18 protein-coding genes are annotated in these 22,974 nt (G+C 55.8%); 12 read left to right on the plus strand and 6 right to left on the minus strand.

Annotation, left to right across the window (positions count from 1 at the left end):
• Positions 1-14: 14 nt before the first annotated feature.
• Together B2Q93_RS06560 and rlmM are read left to right on the plus strand one after the other, a co-directional pair.
• Positions 15-410 (plus strand): DUF423 domain-containing protein, encoded by a 396-nt coding sequence (locus B2Q93_RS06560; RefSeq protein ID WP_040074224.1) that lies wholly within the window; start codon positions 15-17, stop codon positions 408-410.
• Positions 403-1,503: a 23S rRNA (cytidine(2498)-2'-O)-methyltransferase RlmM gene (gene rlmM / locus B2Q93_RS06565; protein ID WP_040074225.1), complete on the plus strand. Its 1,101-nt coding sequence runs from the start codon at positions 403-405 to the stop codon at positions 1,501-1,503. The genes B2Q93_RS06560 and rlmM overlap by 8 nt, the downstream gene beginning before the upstream one ends.
• A gap of 93 nt (positions 1,504-1,596) precedes the next feature.
• Here rlmM and xni read toward each other — a convergent pair whose 3' ends face one another.
• The 5 genes from xni to queF all read right to left on the minus strand — a co-directional run bounded on the left by xni (position 1,597) and on the right by queF (position 8,047).
• The gene (gene xni / locus B2Q93_RS06570) at positions 1,597-2,352 is read right to left on the minus strand and encodes a flap endonuclease Xni (RefSeq protein WP_207292331.1); all 756 of its coding nucleotides are present in this window, start codon (positions 2,350-2,352) and stop codon (positions 1,597-1,599) included.
• Positions 2,353-2,460: 108 nt separating this feature from the next.
• Positions 2,461-3,828, minus strand: coding sequence for an L-serine ammonia-lyase (locus tag B2Q93_RS06575; RefSeq protein WP_040074228.1), 1,368 nt, complete (start codon positions 3,826-3,828; stop codon positions 2,461-2,463).
• 65 nt (positions 3,829-3,893) lie between these two features.
• Entirely contained in the window at positions 3,894-5,183 is a 1,290-nt protein-coding gene (locus B2Q93_RS06580) for an HAAAP family serine/threonine permease (RefSeq protein WP_046887072.1), read from the minus strand.
• 539 nt (positions 5,184-5,722) lie between these two features.
• Positions 5,723-7,087, minus strand: coding sequence for a nucleotide 5'-monophosphate nucleosidase PpnN (ppnN, locus tag B2Q93_RS06585; RefSeq protein ID WP_286932267.1), 1,365 nt, complete (start codon positions 7,085-7,087; stop codon positions 5,723-5,725).
• Positions 7,088-7,204: 117 nt separating this feature from the next.
• The gene (queF, locus tag B2Q93_RS06590; protein WP_046887070.1) at positions 7,205-8,047 is read right to left on the minus strand and encodes an NADPH-dependent 7-cyano-7-deazaguanine reductase QueF; all 843 of its coding nucleotides are present in this window, start codon (positions 8,045-8,047) and stop codon (positions 7,205-7,207) included.
• 69 nt (positions 8,048-8,116) lie between these two features.
• On the opposite strand from queF, the gene syd reads away from it, so the two are divergent.
• The 8 genes from syd to B2Q93_RS06630 all read left to right on the plus strand — a co-directional run bounded on the left by syd (position 8,117) and on the right by B2Q93_RS06630 (position 16,499).
• Positions 8,117-8,662 (plus strand): SecY-interacting protein, encoded by a 546-nt coding sequence (syd, locus tag B2Q93_RS06595; RefSeq protein ID WP_046887069.1) that lies wholly within the window; start codon positions 8,117-8,119, stop codon positions 8,660-8,662.
• Between the two features lie 630 nt (positions 8,663-9,292).
• Positions 9,293-9,619: a YqcC family protein gene (locus B2Q93_RS06600; RefSeq protein ID WP_040074233.1), complete on the plus strand. Its 327-nt coding sequence runs from the start codon at positions 9,293-9,295 to the stop codon at positions 9,617-9,619.
• On the plus strand, positions 9,616-10,404 hold the full coding sequence (gene truC, locus B2Q93_RS06605; protein WP_046887068.1) for a tRNA pseudouridine(65) synthase TruC: 789 nt from the start codon (positions 9,616-9,618) through the stop codon (positions 10,402-10,404). The genes B2Q93_RS06600 and truC overlap by 4 nt, the downstream gene beginning before the upstream one ends.
• Before the next feature lie 10 nt (positions 10,405-10,414).
• Complete coding sequence (locus B2Q93_RS06610) at positions 10,415-10,861, plus strand: flavodoxin (RefSeq protein WP_046887067.1); 447 nt, start codon at positions 10,415-10,417, stop codon at positions 10,859-10,861.
• Positions 10,862-11,222: 361 nt separating this feature from the next.
• On the plus strand, positions 11,223-12,578 hold the full coding sequence (gene gudP / locus B2Q93_RS06615) for a galactarate/glucarate/glycerate transporter GudP (protein WP_046887066.1): 1,356 nt from the start codon (positions 11,223-11,225) through the stop codon (positions 12,576-12,578).
• Positions 12,578-13,918: an enolase C-terminal domain-like protein gene (locus B2Q93_RS06620; protein ID WP_046887065.1), complete on the plus strand. Its 1,341-nt coding sequence runs from the start codon at positions 12,578-12,580 to the stop codon at positions 13,916-13,918. The genes gudP and B2Q93_RS06620 overlap by 1 nt, the downstream gene beginning before the upstream one ends.
• Before the next feature lie 16 nt (positions 13,919-13,934).
• A complete protein-coding gene (gene gudD, locus B2Q93_RS06625; RefSeq protein ID WP_040074238.1) occupies positions 13,935-15,272 on the plus strand; it encodes a glucarate dehydratase in 1,338 nt (445 codons plus the stop codon).
• Positions 15,273-15,359: 87 nt separating this feature from the next.
• Positions 15,360-16,499, plus strand: a complete 1,140-nt coding sequence (locus tag B2Q93_RS06630; protein ID WP_233800731.1) for a glycerate kinase — start codon at positions 15,360-15,362, stop codon at positions 16,497-16,499.
• Between the two features lie 23 nt (positions 16,500-16,522).
• Here the strand turns inward: B2Q93_RS06630 and barA are convergent, their stop codons facing one another.
• On the minus strand, positions 16,523-19,282 hold the full coding sequence (gene barA, locus B2Q93_RS06635) for a two-component sensor histidine kinase BarA (RefSeq protein ID WP_212476410.1): 2,760 nt from the start codon (positions 19,280-19,282) through the stop codon (positions 16,523-16,525).
• 57 nt (positions 19,283-19,339) lie between these two features.
• On the opposite strand from barA, the gene rlmD reads away from it, so the two are divergent.
• Together rlmD and relA are read left to right on the plus strand one after the other, a co-directional pair.
• Entirely contained in the window at positions 19,340-20,641 is a 1,302-nt protein-coding gene (gene rlmD / locus B2Q93_RS06640) for a 23S rRNA (uracil(1939)-C(5))-methyltransferase RlmD (RefSeq protein WP_046886161.1), read from the plus strand.
• Positions 20,642-20,688: 47 nt separating this feature from the next.
• Positions 20,689-22,923 carry a GTP diphosphokinase gene (gene relA / locus B2Q93_RS06645; RefSeq protein ID WP_046886160.1) on the plus strand — a complete coding sequence of 745 codons (2,235 nt, stop codon included), beginning with the start codon at positions 20,689-20,691 and terminating at the stop codon, positions 22,921-22,923.
• The last annotated feature ends 51 nt before the right edge of the window (positions 22,924-22,974 follow it).

The following is a 22,974-nucleotide window of genomic DNA, read 5'->3' on the forward strand; positions in this document are numbered from 1 at the left end:
TTTGGGACAGGAACATGACCAGCCGTTTCATGCTAATTTTCGCCGCAATAAGTGGCTTTATTTTCGTTGCGCTGGGCGCCTTCGGTGCGCATGTATTAAGTAAATCGTTGGGTGCTGTCGAGATGGGCTGGCTCCAGACCGGCCTTGAATATCAGGCGTTTCATACCCTGGCGATATTCGGTTTAGCGGTTGCCATGCAGCGCCGCATTAGCATCTGGTTCTACTGGAGCAGCGTTTTCCTCGCGCTCGGTACCGTATTGTTCAGCGGCAGCCTTTACTGCCTGGCGCTGTCACATTTACGCCTCTGGGCGTTTGTTACCCCTGTCGGCGGCGTCTGCTTCCTGGTGGGGTGGTTTTTAATGTTGATTGGTTCTATCCGTCTGAAACGCAAGGGCGTTGTTCATGAATAAAGTTGTTTTATATTGTCGCCCGGGCTTTGAGAAAGAGTGCGCTGCGGAAATCACCGATAAAGCCGCTAAGCGCGAGGTATTTGGTTTTGCCCGCGTCAAAGAGGACTCGGGTTATGTGGTATTCGAGTGCTATCAGCCGGATGACGCAGAAAAACTGGTGCGCGAGCTGCCGTTTAGCTCCCTGATTTTTGCCCGCCAGATGTTTGTGGCAGGCGAGCTGCTCAAAGATCTCCCGCCTGAAGATCGTATTACGCCTATCGTCGGTATGCTGCAGGGTGTCGTTGAGAAGGGGGGCGATCTGCGCGTTGAAGTCGCCGATACCAACGAAAGCAAAGAGTTGATGAAGTTCTGCCGCAAATTCACCGTACCGCTGCGTGCAGCTCTGCGTGAAGCAGGCGTACTGACCAACTACGAGACGCCAAAACGTCCTGTTGTGCATATCTTTTTCATTGCCCCGGGCTGCTGCTACGCAGGCTACTCGCTGACCACCAATAACTCACCGTTCTATATGGGGATCCCGCGCCTGAAGTTCCCGTCTGACGCGCCGAGCCGCTCCACGTTGAAGCTGGAAGAGGCGTTTCATGTCTTTATTCCGGCTGATGAGTGGGACGAACGCCTGGCTAATGGCATGCACGCGGTGGATCTGGGGGCTTGCCCTGGTGGCTGGACCTATCAGCTGGTGAAGCGCAACATGTGGGTTGCCTCCGTTGATAACGGCCCGATGGCGCAGAGCCTGATGGATACCGGGCAGGTGACCTGGCTGCGTGAAGATGGCTTCCGCTATCGCCCGACCCGCAATAACATCACCTGGATGGTATGCGATATGGTGGAAAAACCGGCGAAAGTGGCTGCGCTGATGGCCTCCTGGCTGGTAAATGGCTGGTGTCGTGAAACCATTTTCAACCTCAAGCTGCCAATGAAGAAGCGCTACGAAGAGGTGTCGCAGAACCTGGCTTATATTCAGGAGCAGATGGATGCTAACGGTATTAACGTGGTGATCCAGGCGCGTCAGTTGTATCACGATCGCGAAGAGGTGACGGTACATGTTCGTCGCTGGTGGGCTGCGGTCGGTGGACGCCGCGACGAGCGATAGTGCACTGAAATCCCCTCATCCCCAAGGGGCGAGGGGGAAAAGTCTGCGCGGTCTGATTCCCTCTCCCCCGGGCGAGGGCTAGGTTGAAGGGAATTACCGCGTTAACCGCAACTGCTGTAAATTCCCGTCGAGCTGTAAATCCGTCTGTAATCTCGCCACGTCCCGACAGATAAACGCCATCTCTTTATGCTCCACCAGTTTCTTACGCCACTTTTCAGGCACCTCATCCAGCCGGTCATAGATACCTTCCAGAGAGTGAAAGTCGTTCAAGAGCTGGGCTGCGCTTTTCGGCCCGATACCGGCCACGCCGGGCACCTTTGAACTGCTAATGCCTGCCAGTCCCCAGTAGTCGGGAAGTTGCTCGGGGGTCACGCCAAATTCACTGGCGATAAAGGGGGCATCCAGCCAGCGTTTCTGAAAGTAATCACGAATGCGGATGGTGGGGGAGAGCAACTGGCAGTAGCCTTTGTCGGTAGAGACGATAGTGGCCTGGTGTCCGGCGCTGGCTACTTTGACCGCCAGCGTAGCCGCGAGATCGTCGGCTTCGTTGCCCTGGGCCCCCCAGCAGGGAACGCCATGCTGTTCAAATGCCGTACGCAGGGCTGGCATTTCGCTGTGCAGGTCGTCGGGCATAGGAGCGCGTCCGGCTTTGTAGTCGGGCAAACGCTGATGTCGCCAGCCGGTATTGCGCGCTTCGTCGTCAAACACCGCCACCACATGCGTGGGCTCGCTGTGGCGGATTAACTGCTCCAGCGCGTGGACGCAGGTATCCTTACAGGGCGTACCCTGTACTGCATGGATACGGCGAATCAGGTTAAGCGCGTCGACAATAAGCAAATGAACAGCCACAGATAATCTCCTTCCATCTTGTGAATAAAGGGTATCACTGTCGGCAGGATGAAACTACGCGCGGTGGGTGAAACGGGAAAGCGCCTCGCAAAAACGAGGCGCTAAAGGTTAGTCGCAGGCAACGATTTTCATCGCCAGGCCGCCGCGGGAGGTTTCGCGGTATTTGGCGTTCATGTCTTTACCGGTCTCGAACATGGTTTCGATAACCTTATCGAGGCAGACGCGCGGCTCGCTGGTGCGGCGCAGGGCCATACGCGCAGCGTTAACCGCTTTTACCGAGGCAATCGCGTTACGCTCAATGCAGGGGACTTGTACCTGTCCGGCAACCGGGTCGCAGGTAAGGCCAAGGTTGTGTTCCATACCGATTTCCGCCGCAATACAGACTTGCGCCGGGCTACCGCCAAGCAACTCAGCCAGACCTGCTGCAGCCATCGAGCAGGCCACGCCAACCTCACCCTGACAGCCCACTTCGGCGCCGGAGATAGACGCATTCATCTTATAGAGCGAACCAATCGCGCTGGTGACCAGCATATAGCGTGCCAGTGAGTTAGCGTTCACTTCGCGGATGAATTTGTCGTAGTAAGCCAGTACTGCCGGCACGATCCCGCACGCGCCATTGGTCGGTGCCGTTACCACACGTCCACCAGCGGCGTTCTCTTCGTTCACGGCCAGCGCGAACATATTGATCCAGTCCACGACCGCCATCGGGTCTGTGGTGGTCTTATCGGCGCTGACCAGCATGCGGCGCAGCGCGGCGGCACGACGTGGAACGCGCAGCTTACCCGGTAATACGCCTTCGGTCGTAATTCCGCGCTCGATCCCGCCACGCATCACTTCCCAGACGTTCGCAAAGTGCTGTTCGAGCTCTTCTTTGCTGTGCAGCGCCAGCTCGTTTTTCATCATCAGGCCAGAGAGCGACAGACCGCTCTCCTGACAATGGCGTTGCAGATCGGCTGCCGATTTGTACGGGTAAGGCACCGCCACAGTGTCGTTGCTGCTTTGCCCAAAGTGTTCTTCGTCGACGATAAAACCGCCGCCGATAGAGTAATAGGTTTTGCTGTGCAGGACTTTATCGCCAGCTAACGCGGTAATACGCATGCCATTTTCATGCAGCGACAGGTTATCCGCATGGAAATTCATGCAGTGGTCAACCGGGAACTCAACCTCATGTTCGCCGTTCGCCAGCAGCAGACGACCATGGGTATTCACGTCCTGGATAAAGCTCGGGATCGCATCAATATCGACGGTATCCGGCAGGTTACCCGCCAGCCCCATGATAATGGCGATATCCGTATGGTGACCTTTTCCGGTTAAGGAGAGGGAGCCGTAGACATCCACGACTACGCGGGTGGTGTCATGGAGAATGCCGTGTGAAATCAGATCGTCCGTGAATTGTTTACCGGCTTTCATTGGGCCAACAGTATGAGAGCTGGAGGGACCAATACCGATTTTGAAAATATCGAATACGCTAATCATGATGCGTCCGTTGCTTTCAGTCTGAAGAGGAGAGAGTGCGCCGCCCGAGGACGGCGCGAAAGGAATTAAGCGAACAGCGAGTAGAAGATAGCGGAGATGGCAATCAGGCCCATAATCACAACGAATACGTTGCTGATATGGCCGCTGTATTTACGCATCGCAGGCACTTTCTGAATCGCATACATCGGCATCAGGAACAGAATCATCGCGATAACCGGGCCGCCCAGGGTTTCAATCATCCCCAGGATGCTTGGGTTCAGGGTTGCAACCGCCCAGGTGGTCAGCAGCATAAACAGCGCAGTGATTTTGTTCAGCTTGTTGATTTCAATGCTCTTGCCTTTACCGCGCAGAGATTTAATCACCATACCGTTGAAGCCTTCACGTGCGCCCAGGTAGTGGCCCAGGAAGGATTTAGTGATCGCGATAATGGCGATAATTGGCGCCATCCAGGCAATCAGCGGTGCGTTAAAGTGGTTCGCCAGGTAAGAGAGAATAGAGATGTTCTGCTCTTTCGCCGCAGCCAGATCCGCCGGAGAGAGGCTCAGTACGCAGCTGAAGACGAAGAACATAACGGTCAGCACCATCATGATGTGCGCACGTGCCAGAATGCTGGAGCATTTCTTCTCTGCTTTATCGCCGTACTCTTCACGCTTCGCTACTGCGAAGGAGGAGATGATCGGCGAGTGGTTGAAGGAGAAGACCATCACCGGGATTGCCAGCCACAGGGTCAACAGCAAGCCGTTGCCGGTTGCGGAAGCGCTGCTCAGAGACAGGGTTTCCAGCGCTGCACCGTTCCACTGTGGGATCAGGTAGCAAGCCAGCAGCATCAGCGCCGCAACGAACGGGAAGACCAGCACGCTCATCGCTTTCACGATCATCTGCTCGCCGAAACGGACGATAGTCATCATGCCCACGATAAGGATCAGCGACAGAATGGCGCGCGGTGGCGGGGTCATCTGCAGTTGGTGCGTCATGAAGCTTTCAACCGTGTTGGTGATTGCTACGCTGTACACCAACAGAATCGGGTAAATCGCGAAGAAGTAGAGCAGGGTAATCAGTTTACCTGCGCCAACGCCGAAGTGCTCTTCAACCACTTCCGTGATGTCTTCACCCGGGTTTTTACCGGACAGGACGAAACGGGTCAGACCGCGGTGGGCAAAGTAGGTCATCGGGAAAGCGATGATCGCCATGATGATCAGCGGGATCAGACCGCCTACGCCTGCGTTGATTGGAAGGAACAGTACACCAGCGCCGATTGCTGTGCCGTACAGGCCAAGCATCCACATGGTATCCGTTTTGCGCCAGCCGCTTCGGGAATCAATCGAAGCAACGGTGCTGGTTTGAGTAGTTTCCATCTGTATCTCCTGGAGGAAGCGAATTGTCAGGTTTTTTAGTCGAATCCGATAAAAAAGTGCCCAACGGTAATATGAAATTCGTTTAGTGACGGTTTTTATATAATTTTTGCCCGTAACTATTGGCGGGCGGAAAGATACATTTTCGTTATGAATCCTTCAGTGATCTTGATCCCAATTGCAATAATCCACTTTTGAGATGCATATCTTTAGACCATTTATCTGCTAAAAAAACTTCAAAGCGAATTTACGGGCGCGAAGGCTACCATTAACGACATACAGGCTGAAAGCGTTACCAGAGAGATAGGTGGCTTACGCTGTAAAGATGGTGATTTTCAGGATATTCCAGCAAATAACCTTGATTAGTGGTGATATTTTCCGGTTACACATTCCAGGTAAACGTTTGCGCGCGTAGCGGAATGCGAAAAACTATAAGATTGAGGAATGATAGGGGTGTGTCTATATGCCTGATGACTATGAACAAGATGATGAGGGGCGCAGGGGAGGAAAATTGCCCGGCATGTTAACCGGGCAAAAGCAGATTAGGCGCAGATTTCGTAGCAGGGGATATAGGCAGAGCCCGGTAATTTCATACGATGCTGAGCAACGAAGCCCTGCAGCAGGTCGTCCATACGGCGCATCATTTCAGGATCGCCATGAATTTTATAAGGACCGTACGCCTCGATGGCGCGGATCCCGACCTCTTTCACGTTACCCGCCACGATGCCAGAGAAGGCACGACGCAGATCCGCAGCCAAAACTTCAACGGGCTGATCAGGGTAAAGTTTCAGGTTCGCCATATTTTCATGCGACGGTTCAAACGGGATCTGCAGATCCGGCGCGATACGGATAGACCAGTTAAAGCTGTAGGCATCCCCGGTTTCGCGACGGTTCTCTTTGACCAGCGGCATCGCTTTTTTCATCTGCCGCGCCACTTCCGCCGCGTCATCGATGATGATGCGATAGTGACGACGAGCCGCTTCGCCCAGCGTATGGACAATAAATTCATCCAGCACGCGGAAGTAATCTGCGCTCTCTTTCGGGCCGGTGAGGATTAGCGGCAACACCTGATCCTTGTTCTCCGGGTGCATCAGAATGCCGAGCAAGTACAGCAGCTCTTCTGCGGTACCTACCCCGCCCGGGAAGATGATTATACCGTGCGCAATACGGACAAACGCCTCAAGGCGTTTTTCGATATCCGGCATGATAATCAGTTCGTTAACCAGCGGGTTAGGCGGCTCAGCGGCAATGATCGAGGGTTCGGTCATCCCGATAAAACGCCCCTCTTTGTAGCGCTGCTGGGCATGGCCTACGGCAGCCCCTTTCATTGGCGCTTCCATAGCGCCCGGGCCGCAGCCGGTGCAGATATTCAGTTCACGCAGGCCCAGTTGGGTTCCCACCCGACGGGCATATAAATATTCGGTTTCGTTGATGGAGTGGCCACCCCAGCAGACGACCATACTCGGCGCTTCGCCCACGTGCAGGGCACGGGCGTTACGTAAAATAGAAAAGACCAGGTTAGTAATGTGGGTCGAGCTTTCCAGATCCAGATGCTGGAATCGCCCGGCGTTGCTGATTTGGCCATTAACAAACAGGATGTCACGCAGCACCGCAAAGAGGTTCGCCTGCAGGGAGCGAATAATGCGCCCATCCACAAAGGCATCTTCCGGAGGATTAATCAGTTCCAGCTTCACGCCGCGTTCGCGACGCAGGACGTTAATGTCAAAACTTTCGAAGCGCGAGAGCAGCTCTTTGCTGTTATCGGTCAGGCTTCCGGAGTTCAGAACGGCAAGTGAACAGTTGCGAAACAGTTGATAAAGATCGCTGCTGGCCGTGCTTTTAAGCATGTCCACTTCCAGCTGCGACAACATATCCATAGAGCCAAGCGGGCTAATATGTGTAATCAAGTGAGCTCCTTATGGGACGTTTATCGTCATTCCCTGTTGATTACAATAGCCCTGGCTTATGACCTTTCACAACCTAAAGCGCGGAACAGACCGCGCATTATTGTGAAATTATTTACTTTACTGACGGACCAGGCGGCCGGTGGCCGGCACAAAATTGCTGTTACTGCGCCAAGGATTGATATCCAGGCCGCCGCGGCGGGTATAGCGGGCGTACACGCTCAGGGACTCTGGCTGACAGAAGTGCAGAATGTCATTAAAAATCCGCTCTACGCACTGCTCGTGAAATTCGTTGTGATGACGGAAAGAGACGAGGTAGCGCAGCAGTTTTTCACGATCGATTTTGCCACCGCGGTACTGAATCTGTACAGAGCCCCAGTCCGGCTGATGGGTGATCAGACAGTTAGATTTCAGCAGGTGGCTCACCAGGGTCTCTTCCACTACATCGCCGCTGGCAGCATCTTGCAGATAAGCGGTGTCAAATTCGTAGTTGTCGATGTCGATGGCCTGCTCGTCGATACAGGTACCGTGCAGGTGGGCGATGGGCTGGCCTTCCAGTTCATGCAGGCGATAGAGCGCCACCGTCACCTTACCCTGGGCGCAGGCGCTTAAATCGCGCTGCAAGGTTTCTTGTACCTCTTCCCAGCTCGTGAATCGCGTCTGATTAAAGCTATTGAGATAGAGCTTAAAGCTTTTGGACTCCACCAGATTCACGCTGGTGTAGTCCAGTTCGACATGGCCCACCGCTACTTGCGGCAGGCCGCGCGCATTGAGCCATGAAAGCTCGTACAGCGTCCAGATATCACCGCCATGGAAGGGGAGAGCATCTGCGCTCAGCCCCAGCGGATCGCGGTTCAGGCTACGCGGCACGCCCTGGAGCAGGCTGGCGTCATAGACATCACGATAATCGGTGGTTTTACCCAATGTTAAGCCCGTCAGGGCCTGATTTCCTTCGTAAGACATGTTTCATTGTCGCTTTAACGGTAAACTATAGGGCTGAGTGTATCCTGGCTTAAGTGAAGAGAGAAATCGGTGGAAAAAGAGATCGCAGCTGCCCTGAAGGGCTTTACCACACGTTATTGCGATGCCTGGCATGATCAAAAGGGCACCTGGCCGCAAAGCGAAGAGTACGTAGGGGTTCCCTCTCCGTGCATCATCAGCACCTGCGACGGCGCGGTCATCTGGCAGCCGCAACCTTTCACGGCTGAGCAGAATGTAAAAGGCATTGAACGGGCGATGGACATTGTGGTACAACCAGCCGTTACTGCTTTCTATACCTCACAGTTTGCCGGGGATATGGGCGCCAGATTTGGCAATTGCACGATGATGTTGCTGCAAAGCTGGAGCGAAACCGATTTCCAGCGTGTGCAGGAAAATCTGATTGGCCATCTGGTCACACAGAAACGCCTTAAGTTATCGCCTACGCTTTTTATTGCCACACTGGATAGCGAGCTGGACGTAATTTCCCTGTGCAACCTTTCCGGCGAGGTGATTAGAGAGACGCTCGGCACCCGCCAACGTGAAGTTCTCGCAAATAATCTTGCGGATTTCCTCAATCAACTACAGCCCGTCGTGTAATCCGGAATACTACTCGTCTTGTAAGAGATCTCTTACAAAGCTTGTGAGAGATCGCTGGAATCTTCTTAAGATAGTTTTTCAGATAATTCTTTTTATCTTCTTATAATCAACCATTTATATGGTAGCACACGCTGCTATTCACTTAGCGCCGCCTTCGTCAGGCTTACAGCATGCCTTGTAAGACGAAGCGGAATGGCGGATTCTATATTCGTTGACAGGAAGTCAACACCAGCAACGAACATCAGGATGATGGCGTTACTAAAGCAGGACACGTCAGGAAGGCGTTACAAGGAAGGCTTCTGGACGAAGCAAAGCGGAACACGCAGGACGCGTAAGGGACACCTCCAGGAAGGAGAACGAGAGCCGGTCAGGATGCCCGGTGGGTCAGGAAGGCCAGGACGTCTCAGGATGGACAATCACACCAGGACGGTGTGATGCAGGATGCAGCGGTAAACGGATGACCAGGCCTTCGAGTCAGAGGAAAAGTTGTCACGGATGAGCAGGGAGCACGAAAAGTAGCTGGATTGCTGCGAAACGAACCGGGAGCACTGTTTTTACAGTGCTCCCTTTTTTTATTTCTGCGCGGTCTTTGCTATGCTGCGCGCCGTTCAGATTTTCAGTGGAGGTGATATGACCCATCACGAAAGCGTGCGCGCGCAGTTGCACGCACTCGAAGCCCTAATGCAGGCGCAGCAGCTCTGGCAAACAGCGGCGCCAGCGCCAGAGGCGTTTGCCAGTACGCAGCCATTCTGCCTGGACACCCTGGCACCGTTTGAGTGGCTGCAGTGGGTAATGATCCCGCGACTGCACGCTCTGCTTGATAGCGGTCATCCGCTGCCGCAAGCTTTTGCCGTTGCACCCTATTACGAAATGGCGCTGGATGCCGCCCACCCCGCACGCGATGCGCTGCTGGCGGAACTCGAGGCGCTCGACGCCCTGTTCGGCGGCAAAGCATGATTGAAATCCTTTATCAGGATGAGTGGCTGGTGGCGGTGAATAAGCCCTCCGGCTGGCTTGTGCACCGCAGCTGGCTCGATCGCGATGAAAAAGTGGTGGTGATGCAAACCGTGCGCGACCAGATTGGGCAGCACGTATTTACTGTCCATCGTCTCGATCGCCCTACCTCTGGTGTCCTGCTGATGGGGCTTTCCAGCGAGGCCGGGCGCCTGTTGTCGCAGCAATTCGAACAGCATCAGATCCAGAAACGTTACCACGCTATTGTGCGCGGCTGGTTAACGGAGACGGCGACCCTCGATTACCCGCTGGTGGAAGAGCTGGATAAAATCGGCGATAAATACGCGCGCGAAGACAAAGACCCACAGCCTGCGGTGACGCACTATCGCGGCTTTGCCACCACCGAAATGGCTGTGGCTACCAGTAAATTCCCCACTACCCGATACAGTCTGGTGGAGCTGGAGCCCAAAACCGGGCGCAAACATCAACTTCGTCGTCATCTGGCCCACCTCCGCCACCCGATTATCGGCGACAGCAAGCATGGCGACCTGCGCCAGAACCGCAGCGCCGCAGAACATTTTGGCTGCAATCGTCTGATGCTGCATGCCAGCCAGCTGAGTCTGACGCATCCTTTCACCGGCGAGCCGCTGGTTATCCGCGCCGGGCTGGATGAGGTATGGATGCAGGCCCTGTCACAGTTTGGCTGGCGTGGACAACTCCCCGAAAATGAAAGGGTTGAGTTTGCTGCCGCCAACGTTCAGGATGAACAGCAAACGCATTCAACGTAGGGAGTCATGTATGGCTGAGGTCGGAATTTTTGTCGGCACGATGTACGGCAACGCGCTACTGGTCGCCGAAGAGGCCGAGACCATCCTTGGTGAGATGGGCCATAAAGCGACGGTGTATGAAGATCCTGAGCTGGCCGACTGGCAGAAGTATCAGGGGCAGTTTGCGCTGGTCGTCACGTCCACTACCGGGCAGGGCGATCTGCCGGACAGTATTGTTCCGCTGTTCCGGGGGCTTAAAGATCTGGGATACCAGCCTGAGATGCGCTACGGCATTATCGCGCTCGGTGACAGCAGCTACGCCAACTTCTGCGGTGGCGGTAAGCTGTTCGATGCCCTGTTACAGGAGCAGAGTGCTAAGCGCGTGGGCGACATGCTGATGATTGACGCCGCCGAGCATCCTGAACCCGAGAGCGAATCCAACCCCTGGGTTGAACACTGGGGCACACTTCTCGGTTAAAGGCTGGCCCTCCCGCACCGGGAGGGCTTTCTATTGCGTCAAGCGACCTGTTTCACATTCTTCTCTTTCTTCCCCCCACTTTTTCACTTCAGCCACGTTTCCGTGAACTGCCTTCCATTGGGTTGGGCTTATGCCAAAAACAACCTGCATGCGATCCGCCAATGTTGTGGTGTTGCACGGTGAGGGAGAGGTTGTCCCTTTCTTATACTTTTCTCGCCAGTTAAAAAATATGCAGCCAACAAGGCAAATATGACCTTGAGTACAAAAACTGCAAAACACTAACACGTCATTCTGATTACCCTACAGGTTGTGCTGTTCAGAATGAACGTAGCGATAAAAGCTATGATTCAGGAGTGCAACAATGAGTACATTTAGCCACGCGGCGAGCAGCGCTGAGAAGCGCACTAACGCTCGCTACTGGATAGTGGTGATGTTGTTTATCGTCACATCCTTTAACTATGGCGACCGCGCCACCCTGTCAATTGCCGGTTCAGAGATGGCAAAAGATATCGGGCTCGATCCCGTCGGTATGGGTTATGTTTTCTCCGCTTTCTCATGGGCCTATGTTATTGGCCAGATCCCCGGCGGCTGGTTGCTTGACCGCTTCGGCTCCAAACGCGTCTATTTCTGGTCCATCTTTATCTGGTCCATGTTTACCCTGCTGCAGGGGTTCGTCGATATCTTTAGCGGTTTTGGCATTATCGTTGCGCTCTTTACGCTGCGCTTCCTGGTCGGGCTGGCAGAAGCGCCATCGTTCCCGGGAAACAGTCGAATCGTGGCGGCCTGGTTCCCGGCGCAGGAGAGGGGAACGGCGGTGGCGATCTTTAACTCGGCGCAATACTTTGCCACGGTTATTTTTGCACCGATCATGGGTTGGCTGACTCACGAAGTGGGCTGGTCGCACGTGTTCTTCTTCATGGGCGGACTGGGGATCGTAATCAGCTTTATCTGGCTGAAAGTGATCCACGAGCCGAACCAACACCCTGGCGTGAATAAAAAAGAGCTGGAGTACATTGCTGAAGGCGGCGCGCTGATCAACATGGATCAGAAAAACGAGAAAGTAAAAGTGCCGTTCAGCCAGAAATGGGGGCAGATCAAACAGCTCATCGGCTCGCGCATGATGATCGGCATCTATCTGGGTCAATACTGTATCAACGCCCTGACCTATTTCTTTATCACCTGGTTCCCGGTCTATCTGGTGCAGGCGCGCGGCATGTCGATTCTGAAAGCGGGTTTTGTCGCCTCTGTTCCGGCGGTCTGCGGCTTTATTGGTGGGGTACTGGGCGGGGTCATTTCCGACTGGCTGATGCGTCGTACCGGTTCGCTGAATATTGCGCGCAAAACCCCCATCGTACTGGGCATGCTGCTCTCCATGACCATGATCTTCTGCAACTATGTAAGCGCCGAGTGGATGATTATCGGCTTTATGGCGATGGCCTTCTTCGGCAAGGGCATCGGTGCGCTGGGATGGGCCGTCATGGCCGATACCGCGCCAAAAGAGATCAGCGGCCTGAGCGGCGGTCTGTTCAACATGTTCGGCAATATCTCCGGTATCGTTACCCCGATTGCCATTGGTTACATCGTGGGAACCACGGGCTCCTTTAACGGCGCGCTGATTTATGTGGGCGTTCATGCTCTGGTCGCCGTACTGAGCTACCTGGTGCTGGTGGGAGATATTAAACGTATTGAGCTGAAACCTGTGGGAGAACGCGCCTGATGAACACTCAAGCAAGCCCCATTGTGACGGATATGCAGGTTATCCCTGTCGCCGGCCAGGACAGTATGCTGCTGAATATCGGCGGTGCGCACCATGCTTACTTCACCCGTAACATCGTGGTGCTGACGGATAACGCCGGGAATACCGGTGTCGGTGAAGCGCCGGGCGGCGAAGTTATTTATCAGACGCTGGTGGATGCCACTTCGCTGGTGGTAGGGCAAGAGGTCGCCCGCCTGAATAAAGTGGTGCAACAGGTACATAAGGGCAATCAGTCCGCAGATTTCGATACCTTTGGCAAAGGTGCCTGGACCTTTGAACTGCGGGTCAACGCGGTGGCGGCGCTGGAGGCCGCGCTGCTTGATCTGCTGGGGAAAGCGCTGCATGTGCCGGTCTGCGAACTGCTTGGTCCGGGCAAACAGCGCGATGCGGTCACGGTGCTGGGTTATCTGTTCTATGTCGGGGATCGCAACAAAACCGATCTGCCTTATCTGGCGCATACGCCTGGCAGCCATGACTGGTATCACCTGCGCCATCAGGAGGCGCTCTCCAGCGAGGCTGTGGTCCGCCTGGCCGAGGCGGCGCAAGATCGTTACGGTTTTAAAGATTTCAAACTGAAGGGCGGCGTGCTGCCGGGCGAACAGGAGATCGACAGCATTCGGGCGCTGAAAAAGCGTTTCCCTGAGGCGCGAATCACCGTGGACCCTAATGGTGCCTGGCTGCTGGACGAGGCTATCGCGCTGTGTAAAGGGCTGGGGGATGTCCTGACCTACGCGGAAGATCCGTGTGGGGCAGAGCAGGGCTTCTCCGGACGCGAGGTGATGGCGGAATTTCGCCGCGCTACCGGACTGCCAGTGGCCACCAACATGATCGCGACAAACTGGCGTGAAATGGGTCATGCGGTGATGCTGAACTCGGTCGATATCCCGCTGGCTGACCCCCATTTCTGGACCCTCTCCGGCGCAGTGCGCGTTGCGCAACTGTGCGACGACTGGGGCCTAACCTGGGGCTGCCACTCCAATAACCACTTTGATATCTCGCTGGCGATGTTTACCCACGTGGGGGCCGCCGCGCCCGGTAAGCCGACCGCCATCGATACGCACTGGATTTGGCAGGAGGGCGATGCGCGCCTGACCAAAAATCCTCTGGAAATTAAGAACGGCATGATTGCTGTTCCGGATGCGCCGGGTCTCGGCGTAGAGCTTGACTGGGATCAGATCCATAAAGCCAATGCGCTGTATAAAAAGCTGCCTGGTGGGGCGCGTAATGACGCAGGCCCGATGCAGTATCTCATCCCCGGCTGGACATTTGATCGCAAACGCCCGGCGTTTGGTCGCCACTGATTAAAAGGATTGAACTATGAGTACTTTTTCTACCCCTGTCGTCACCTCCATGCAGGTTATTCCGGTCGCCGGCCATGACAGCATGTTAATGAACCTGAGCGGCGCACATGCCCCGTTCTTCACCCGTAACATCGTGATCATTAAAGACAACGCTGGCCATACTGGCGTGGGTGAGATTCCGGGCGGTGAGAAGATCCGCAAAACGCTGGAAGATGCGATTCCGTTGGTGGTGGACAAACCGCTGGGTGAATACAAAAACATCCTTAACGTAGTACGTAGCACCTTTGCCGATCGTGATGCGGGCGGGCGTGGTCTACAAACCTTTGACCTGCGTACGACCATCCATGTGGTCACGGGGATTGAAGCGGCGCTGCTTGATCTGCTCGGTCAGCACCTGGGCGTCAACGTTGCCTCTCTGCTGGGCGACGGTCAACAGCGCAGCGAAGTGGAGATGCTGGGCTACCTGTTCTTTGTGGGCAATCGCAAACTGACCCCGCTGCCGTATCAAAGCCAGCCGGATGAGAAACTCGACTGGTATCGCATCCGTCACGAGGAGGCGATGACTCCGGATGCGGTGGTGCGTCTGGCAGAGGCAGCCTATGAAAAATATGGCTTTAACGATTTCAAACTGAAAGGGGGCGTGCTGGCTGGTGAAGAAGAGGCTGAGGCCATTACCGCACTGGCAAAACGTTTCCCGCAGGCGCGCGTGACGCTGGATCCCAACGGGGCCTGGTCGCTGGAAGAGGCCATCCGCATTGGTAAACAGCTGAAAGGGGTACTGGCCTACGCGGAAGATCCGTGCGGTGCCGAACAGGGCTTCTCAGGCCGTGAAGTGATGGCGGAGTTCCGCCGCGCGACGGGCCTGCCCACCGCTACTAATATGATCGCTACCGACTGGCGTCAAATGGGGCACACGCTCTCGCTGCAGTCGGTCGATATTCCGCTGGCCGATCCGCACTTCTGGACGATGCATGGTTCCGTGCGGGTGGCGCAGATGTGTCACGAGTTCGGCCTGACCTGGGGTTCACACTCCAATAACCACTTCGATATCTCGCTGGCGATGTTTACCCACGTGGCCGCCGCGGCACCGGGGACGATTACCGCTATCGATACCCACTGGATCTGGCAGGAGGGGAACCAGCGTCTGACCAAAGAGCCGTTTGAGATCAAGGGCGGGATGGTGCAGGTGCCGTCGAAGCCGGGTCTTGGCGTTGAACTGGATATGGATCAGGTAATGAAAGCCCACGAGTTGTATCAGAAGCACGGGCTGGGCGCGCGTGATGACGCGATGGGCATGCAGTATCTGATCCCAAACTGGACGTTTGATAACAAACGCCCCTGCATGGTGCGTTAAGCCGCATGCCGGCTCCTGACGGGGCCGGCATCTCCTCCGATTATTCGGGTGTAAGCTAACGAGAGTTAACAGGCGTAAGGACGGCTTATGAAAATAGTGATTGCACCGGACTCATACAAAGAAAGTTTGAGTGCTCTGGCAGTCGCAACGGCGATTGAGCAAGGTTTTTGCGAGATTTTTCCCACGGCAGAGTACGTCAAACTGCCGGTTGCTGATGGCGGTGAAGGCACCGTCGAAGCAATGGTGGCCGCCACTCAGGGCGAAATTGTTCACGTGCGCGTAACCGGGCCGCTGGGCGAAAGCGTTGAGGGGTTTTATGGCCGCTCGGGTGACAAAGAGAGCGCCTTTATTGAAATGGCTGCGGCGAGCGGCCTTGAACTGGTTGCCCCTTCTCAACGTAATCCACTCAAAACCACCTCCTGGGGAACCGGAGAGCTGATCCGCCATGCGCTGGATGCGGGCGTTAACCATATCATTATCGGCATCGGCGGCAGCGCAACCAACGACGGCGGTGCCGGTATGGTGCAGGCGCTGGGGGCGAAGCTTCTTAACGCGCAGGGTGAGCCAATTGGCCCCGGCGGCGAGGCGCTGGAGAACATTTCACGCATTGATATTAGCGGTCTGGATAAACGGCTGGCCGGGTGCCGCATTGATGTGGCCTGTGACGTGACCAATCCGCTCACCGGCAAGGAGGGGGCTACCGCCGTCTTTGGCCCACAAAAAGGGGCGACCCCTGAGATGATCGCGCGGCTGGATAAGGCGCTGGAACACTATGCGCAGGTGATCGCCCGGGATCTCGACGTTGATGTACTCAGCCTCGAAGGTGGGGGGGCTGCGGGGGGGATGGGTGCCGCACTCTACGCGTTCTGTGGAGCGCACCTGCGTCAGGGAATCGAGATCGTGACCGACGCGCTAGATCTTGATCGGCAGGTGGCCGATGCGGATCTGGTGATCACCGGTGAAGGGCGCATCGACAGCCAGACCATACACGGCAAAGTGCCCGTCGGCGTGGCGAAAATCGCTAAACGTTACAACAAGCCGGTTATCGGCATCGCCGGCAGCCTGACCGCCGACGTGGGCGTAGTACATGACCACGGACTGGATGCCGTCTTTAGCGTCCTCTATACCATCTGCACGCTGGAAGAGGCGCTGGAAAACGCCAGCGAGAATGTTCGCATGACGGCCCGCAACGTTGCGGCGGTAATGAAAGTGGGAATGGGAGCCTGAGCTCCCTTTGCTCCCGCTGGCGGTTACAACACCAGGATTTTGGTGGCTTCCCGCGTGACGTTATCCATCTCATCCAGCAGTTCCAGAAACTCAGGCTCCAGCTCGCTTTCCGGGGTGCCGGAACGTAACTGCTGTTCCAGTAGCTGACAGAGATTTTTCAGACGCGGTACGCCGCTATAGCCGCAGCTGCCATGCAGCTTATGGATGGCTTCAAGCAGATCCGGCGGATTTTCTCCAACCAGTTGTTCTTCCACCTTGTTGCGAATTTCCGGCAGGAAAGCGATCAGCATTTGCAGCATCTCCCTGGCGAGATCCGGTTTCCCCGCCGCCTGGCGTAATGCCAGCTGCCAGTCGAAGGTAGCGTTATTGTTTATCGCCGGCTCCGGGCTTTCAGGCGGGGCAATCCAGCTGGTGGTTGTCGGGCCGGGCTTGTAGCGCAGCAGCAGGCTATGCAGCTTCTCTTCATCGATCGGCTTGGCCAGATAGTCATTCATGCCTGCGCCGAGCAGCTTCTCCTTCTGTCCGGCCATCGCGTGCGCCGTAACGGCAATCACCGGCGTTTGCTGCTGGTGCGGCAGTTGACGAATTAGTTCGCAGGCGCGGATGCCATCCATGTCGGGCATCTGAATATCCATCAGAATCAGATCAAACTGCATCTGCCGGGCGCGCTCCACCGCTTTTGCCCCGCTTTCGCACAGTTCAATATGCTGTACCTGATCTTCCAGCAGTACGCCAATAAGCTTCAGGTTTGCCGGGTTATCGTCCACCGCCATCACCGTCATCGACAGCTTGCTCTCATCGTTCACCAGCGGCACGGCATAATGATTCAGACGACAATATTCAGTCAGTGCTGGCAACAGGCGCGTGGAGGTGAGCGGTTTTAACAGACAGGCCGCGGCGCCGTCATGCTTCAGCTCTTCGGCGTTAATCTGGGCGTGGCAGGGGAGAGCTAACAGCAGGTAATCGGTCATGGACGCGGCTTTTGCCAGCCGCTCCTGCTGCATGGTCAGTTCACCGGTAATGGTCACCGGGATCCCCATCAGCAGAATATCGTAATGGTCTTGCGGCAGCGCCGAGAAGGTCGGGCTGTAAATCACCTCCAGCGGGGTGATGCTGAGCACATCCAGCGTGCTCTGAGCCGCGGCGGTATTCGGCTCAACGTAAGCCAGCCGCTTGCCCCGCAGGCAGTCCATGACCGGGCCATCGGTCACCACATTGGGGTTAAGATCGAGATTGATATGGAACCAGAAGGTGGAGCCCCGGTTCGGCTGACTGTGGAAGGAGATATCCCCGCCCATCTCTTTCACCAGCTTCTGGGTGATGACCAGACCCAGCCCGGTACCGCCATGGCGCCGCGAAATGCTGGCATCCGCCTGACGAAATGCCTGGAACAGCCGGGACTGATCGCGCTCAGGAATGCCAATGCCGGTGTCGCGGATCTGCACTTCAATCTGCACTTTAGTGTTACTGAGCGCGCGTTTCTCCACGAGGACGTCGATATTGCCGCTTTCGGTAAATTTGATGGCATTGCCCACCAGATTCGTGATCACCTGCTGTAGGCGCAGCGGGTCGCCAATCACGTTGTCCGGCACATCATTCTTGATGTTCAGCGTTAACTCCAGCCCCTTGTCATGGGAGGAGTGGGCCAGTAGCGTGACCACTTCATCCAGCGTGTTACGTAGCGGGAAGGGGATGCTCTCCAGAATCAGCTTGCCCGCTTCCAGCTTCGAGAAGTCGAGCACATCGTTAATGATAGTCAGCAGGTTATTCGCCGAACGCTCGATGGTATGCAGATGATCGCGCTGGGTTGGATTAAGCTCCGTTTTCAGCGTCAGGCGGGTAAAGCCAATCACGCCATTCAGTGGCGTACGCAGCTCGTGCGACATATTGGCCAGGAACTCAGATTTAATGCGCGCCGCCTCCTGGGCACGCTTTTTGGCCAGATCCAGCTCGACGTTCTGGATCTCCATCTGCTCCAGGGTTTCACGTAAATCAGAGGTGGCCTGGTCAACGTTGTGCTGCATCTCCTCGTGGTAGGCAGCCAGCGACATCGCCATGGAGTTAATGCCGTTTTTCAACATATCCAGCTCGCCGAGCATAAATCCTTCAACGCGGCTATCAAGCTGACCCCGACGAATACGGTCAACGGTGTTCACCATGTTGCGGATAGGGCTGGTCACGTCGCGCATCAGGCGCCAGCCAAAGATCAGGGCGATACCGATACAGAAGAGCATCATCACCGAGGAGATGAAAATTTCTTTGTACTGCTGGAGCCGCACGGACTTAAGATCCAACTCCAGCGCCACATATCCCAGCATATTACTGCTGGTTTTCGCATCCGATACGGCGGATTCATCAGGCGAATAGCTTTCGGAGATAATCGGGGTGCGTAAAATCATGGTATCGCCGCGGCGCACCACGCTCAGCCTGCGGGGAAACGGCGTGTTATCCGGGATTTTTAGCGTGCCAGGATCAAGGTGGAAATTTGAGGTCACGAACAGACGGTTATGTTCGTCATAGACGGAAATGGCTCGCACGATCTCCGAATGACGCCGGTGTAACACGCTAATAAGCTGGCCGATTGACTCGCGATTTTGCAAGTTCATACCGTATTCACTGGAGACGGCCAGCGGTTCGATAATGCTGGCTCCTGCGTCTTCCAGCTGACGCTGCAGGTCATGATAGCGGTGCACAACAAAGAAGATGCTCAGAAGCAAACCGATGAGAACGGTCGGGGCGAGGATCAAAATCATCATGCGCGCACGCAGGCTGTAGTTGGTCATGGAGTTCCGTTATGGGACAATTAGAGTCAATAAGTTCATACGAGATAAATCCCGACAATGGCGCAATTCTACTCTGCAAAGCGACGCGTGACGACGCGTCAGATCATAACTGTTGATGTCACCGACCTTGATCCCTTCGGTCAGGGTGTGGCGCGCCATAACGGTAAGGCGTTATTTATTCCGGGTTTATTACCGGGTGAACGGGCGGAAATCACCCTGACGGAAGAGAAACGTCAGTATGCCCGCGGCCAGGTAAAACGCCGCCTGAATGATAGCCCCGAACGCGAAATCCCGCGTTGTCCGCACTTTGGCGTCTGTGGCGGTTGCCAGCAACAGCATGCCAGCATTGCCCTGCAAGAGAAAAGCAAAAGCAGCGCGCTGGCGCGTTTATTGAAAAATGAGGTCAACGAGATTATCGCCGACAAGCCCTGGGGTTATCGGCGTCGTGCGCGGCTGAGCCTTAACTATCAGCCGAAAACAGAACGCCTGGAAATGGGTTTTCGTAAAGCCAACTCCAGCGATATTGTTGACGTCAAACAGTGCCCCGTTCTTGCGCCCCAACTTGAGGCATTGCTCCCCGCGGTGCGCGAATGTCTCTCCGGACTGGAGGGTGTGCGTCATCTCGGCCACGTAGAACTGGTGCAGGCGAACAACGGGCCAATGATGGTCTTGCGCCATACCGCGCCGCTCAGTGCGAAAGATCGCGAAAAACTGGAACGCTTTTCGCATTCCCATCAGCTTGCGCTTTATCTCGCTCCGCAAAGCGAGATACTTGAGCAGCTTAGCGGTGAAAGCCCCTGGTATGATTCAGACGGGCTACGCTTAACGTTCAGCCCACGCGATTTTATTCAGGTCAACGACGGGGTTAACCAGCAAATGGTGGAGACCGCAATGGCCTGGCTTGACGTTCAGCGTGACGACCGGGTACTGGATCTGTTTTGTGGGATGGGTAACTTCACCTTGCCGCTGGCCACGCGGGCACAGAGCGTGGTGGGGGTCGAAGGGGTGGCAGCGCTGGTGGAAAAAGGGCGTGACAATGCCCGTCACAATGAGCTGAACAACGTGACATTCTTTCATGAGAACCTGGAAGAGGATGTCACGCAGCAGCCCTGGGCGAAGCACGGTTTCGATAAAATCCTGCTCGACCCGGCACGCGCTGGCGCGCCTGGCGTGATGCAGCATATTATTAAACTCGCGCCAACGCGCGTGGTTTATGTCTCCTGCAATCCGGCGACGCTTGCCCGGGATAGTGAGGCATTATTGCGTGCGGGTTACCAAATTACGCGTCTGGCAATGCTGGATATGTTCCCGCACACTGGACACCTGGAATCCATGGCGTTGTTTGAGCACATCGATTAGTTTCGGCTTGTCGAATTCGACAGGCACGGTCCCAAAAGGAGAGGACAATGGTTGCGGTAAGAAGTGCACATCTCAATAAAGCTGGTGAGTTTGACCCACAAAAATGGATCGCAAGTCTGGGGATTTCCAGCCAGCAGTCGTGTGAACGCTTAACCGAAACCTGGGCCTATTGTCTGCGCACCACCCAAGGGCATCCCGATGCCGAGCTGCTGCTGTGGCGCGGCGTAGAGATGGTGGAGATCCTCTCCATGCTGAGCATGGATATTGACACTTTGCTCGCCGCCATGCTCTTCCCGCTGGCCGACGCCGAGGTGGTCTCCGAAGAGGTGCTGCGCGAAAGCGTCGGTAAGTCGATCGTCTCGCTGATACACGGCGTACGTGACATGGCGGCTATCCGCCAGCTTAAAGCAACCCATACCGACTCCGTCTCTTCCGAACAGGTCGATAACGTTCGCCGTATGCTGCTGGCCATGGTGGATGACTTCCGCTGCGTGGTCATTAAGCTTGCCGAACGCGTGGCCCATCTGCGCGAAGTCAAAGATGCGCCGGAAGACGAACGCGTGCTGGCGGCGAAAGAGTGCACCAATATCTATGCGCCGCTGGCGAACCGTCTGGGGATCGGCCAACTGAAATGGGAGCTGGAGGATTACTGCTTCCGCTACCTGCATCCGGCGGAATACAAACGTATCGCTAAGCTGTTGCACGAACGCCGTATCGACCGCGAACACTACATCGAGGAGTTTGTCGGCGGCTTACGTAAGTCGATGAAAGAAGAGGGCGTGAAGGCCGAAGTCTATGGCCGGCCGAAGCATATCTACAGCATCTGGCGCAAAATGCAGAAAAAGCATCTCGCCTTTGATGAGCTGTTTGATGTGCGCGCCGTGCGAATCGTGGCCGAGCGCCTGCAGGACTGTTACGCCGCGCTGGGGATTGTTCACACCCATTACCGCCACATGCCGGATGAGTTTGACGACTACGTCGCGAACCCGAAACCGAACGGCTACCAGTCGATCCACACCGTGGTGCTGGGGCCGGGCGGCAAACCGGTGGAGATCCAGATCCGTACCAAACAGATGCACGAAGAGTCCGAATTGGGCGTCGCCGCGCACTGGAAATATAAAGAGGGTACCTCAGGCGGGGCGCGTTCCGGCCATGAAGATCGCATCGCCTGGCTGCGTAAGCTGATTGCGTGGCAGGAGGAGATGGCCGACTCCGGCGAAATGCTGGATGAGGTGCGCAGCCAGGTCTTTGATGACCGGGTCTATGTCTTTACGCCGAAGGGCGACGTGGTGGATCTGCCCGCAGGATCGACCCCGCTCGATTTTGCCTACCATATTCACAGCGATGTAGGCCATCGCTGCATCGGCGCCAAAATTGGTGGCCGTATCGTGCCGTTTACCTATCAGCTGCAGATGGGCGATCAGATTGAAATCATCACCCAGAAACAGCCGAACCCCAGCCGTGACTGGCTCAACCCGAACCTGGGCTATGTCACCACCAGCCGGGGACGGTCGAAAATCCACGCCTGGTTCCGTAAACAGGATCGTGACAAAAACATCCTCGCCGGCCGCCAGATTCTGGACGATGAGCTGGAGCATTTAGGTATTCACCTGAAAGAGGCGGAAAAACACCTCCTGCCACGCTACAACTTCAACGAGCTGGATGAGCTGCTGGCCGCCATCGGTGGGGGCGACATCCGTCTTAACCAGATGGTCAACTTCCTGCAGGCCCAGTTTAATAAGCCGAGCGCGGAAGAGCAGGATGCGGCAGCACTGAAACAACTGCAGCAGAAAACCTACGTGCCGCCGCAGCACCATAGCAAGGATAATGGCCGGGTGGTGGTTGAGGGCGTGGGGAATCTGATGCACCACATTGCCCGCTGCTGCCAGCCTATTCCCGGCGACGAAATTGTGGGCTTTATCACCCAGGGGCGCGGGATCTCCATTCATCGCGCGGACTGCGATCAACTGGCAGAGCTGCAATCCCATGCGCCGGAACGCATCGTCGATGCCGTCTGGGGGGAAAGCTACTCTGCGGGCTATTCGCTGGTGGTGCGGGTCTCCGCCAATGACCGCAGCGGTCTGCTGCGCGATATCACTACCATTCTGGCGAATGAAAAGGTCAACGTTCTCGGGGTTGCCAGCCGCAGCGATACGCGTCAGCAGCTGGCCACCATTGATATGACGATCGAAATTTATAACCTGCAGGTGCTGGGCCGCGTGCTCGGTAAGCTGAACCAGGTGCCGGATGTGATTGACGCGCGTCGTCTGCACGGCGGCTAATCCTCCTTTTTTGTTAGCCGGGTAGGGCGCGCTCGCTCACCCGGCTCTTTT

Origin of the sequence: Leclercia sp. UBA5958, from assembly GCF_002430365.1 — a bacterium.
Classification (GTDB): domain Bacteria; phylum Pseudomonadota; class Gammaproteobacteria; order Enterobacterales; family Enterobacteriaceae; genus Enterobacter; species Enterobacter pneumoniae.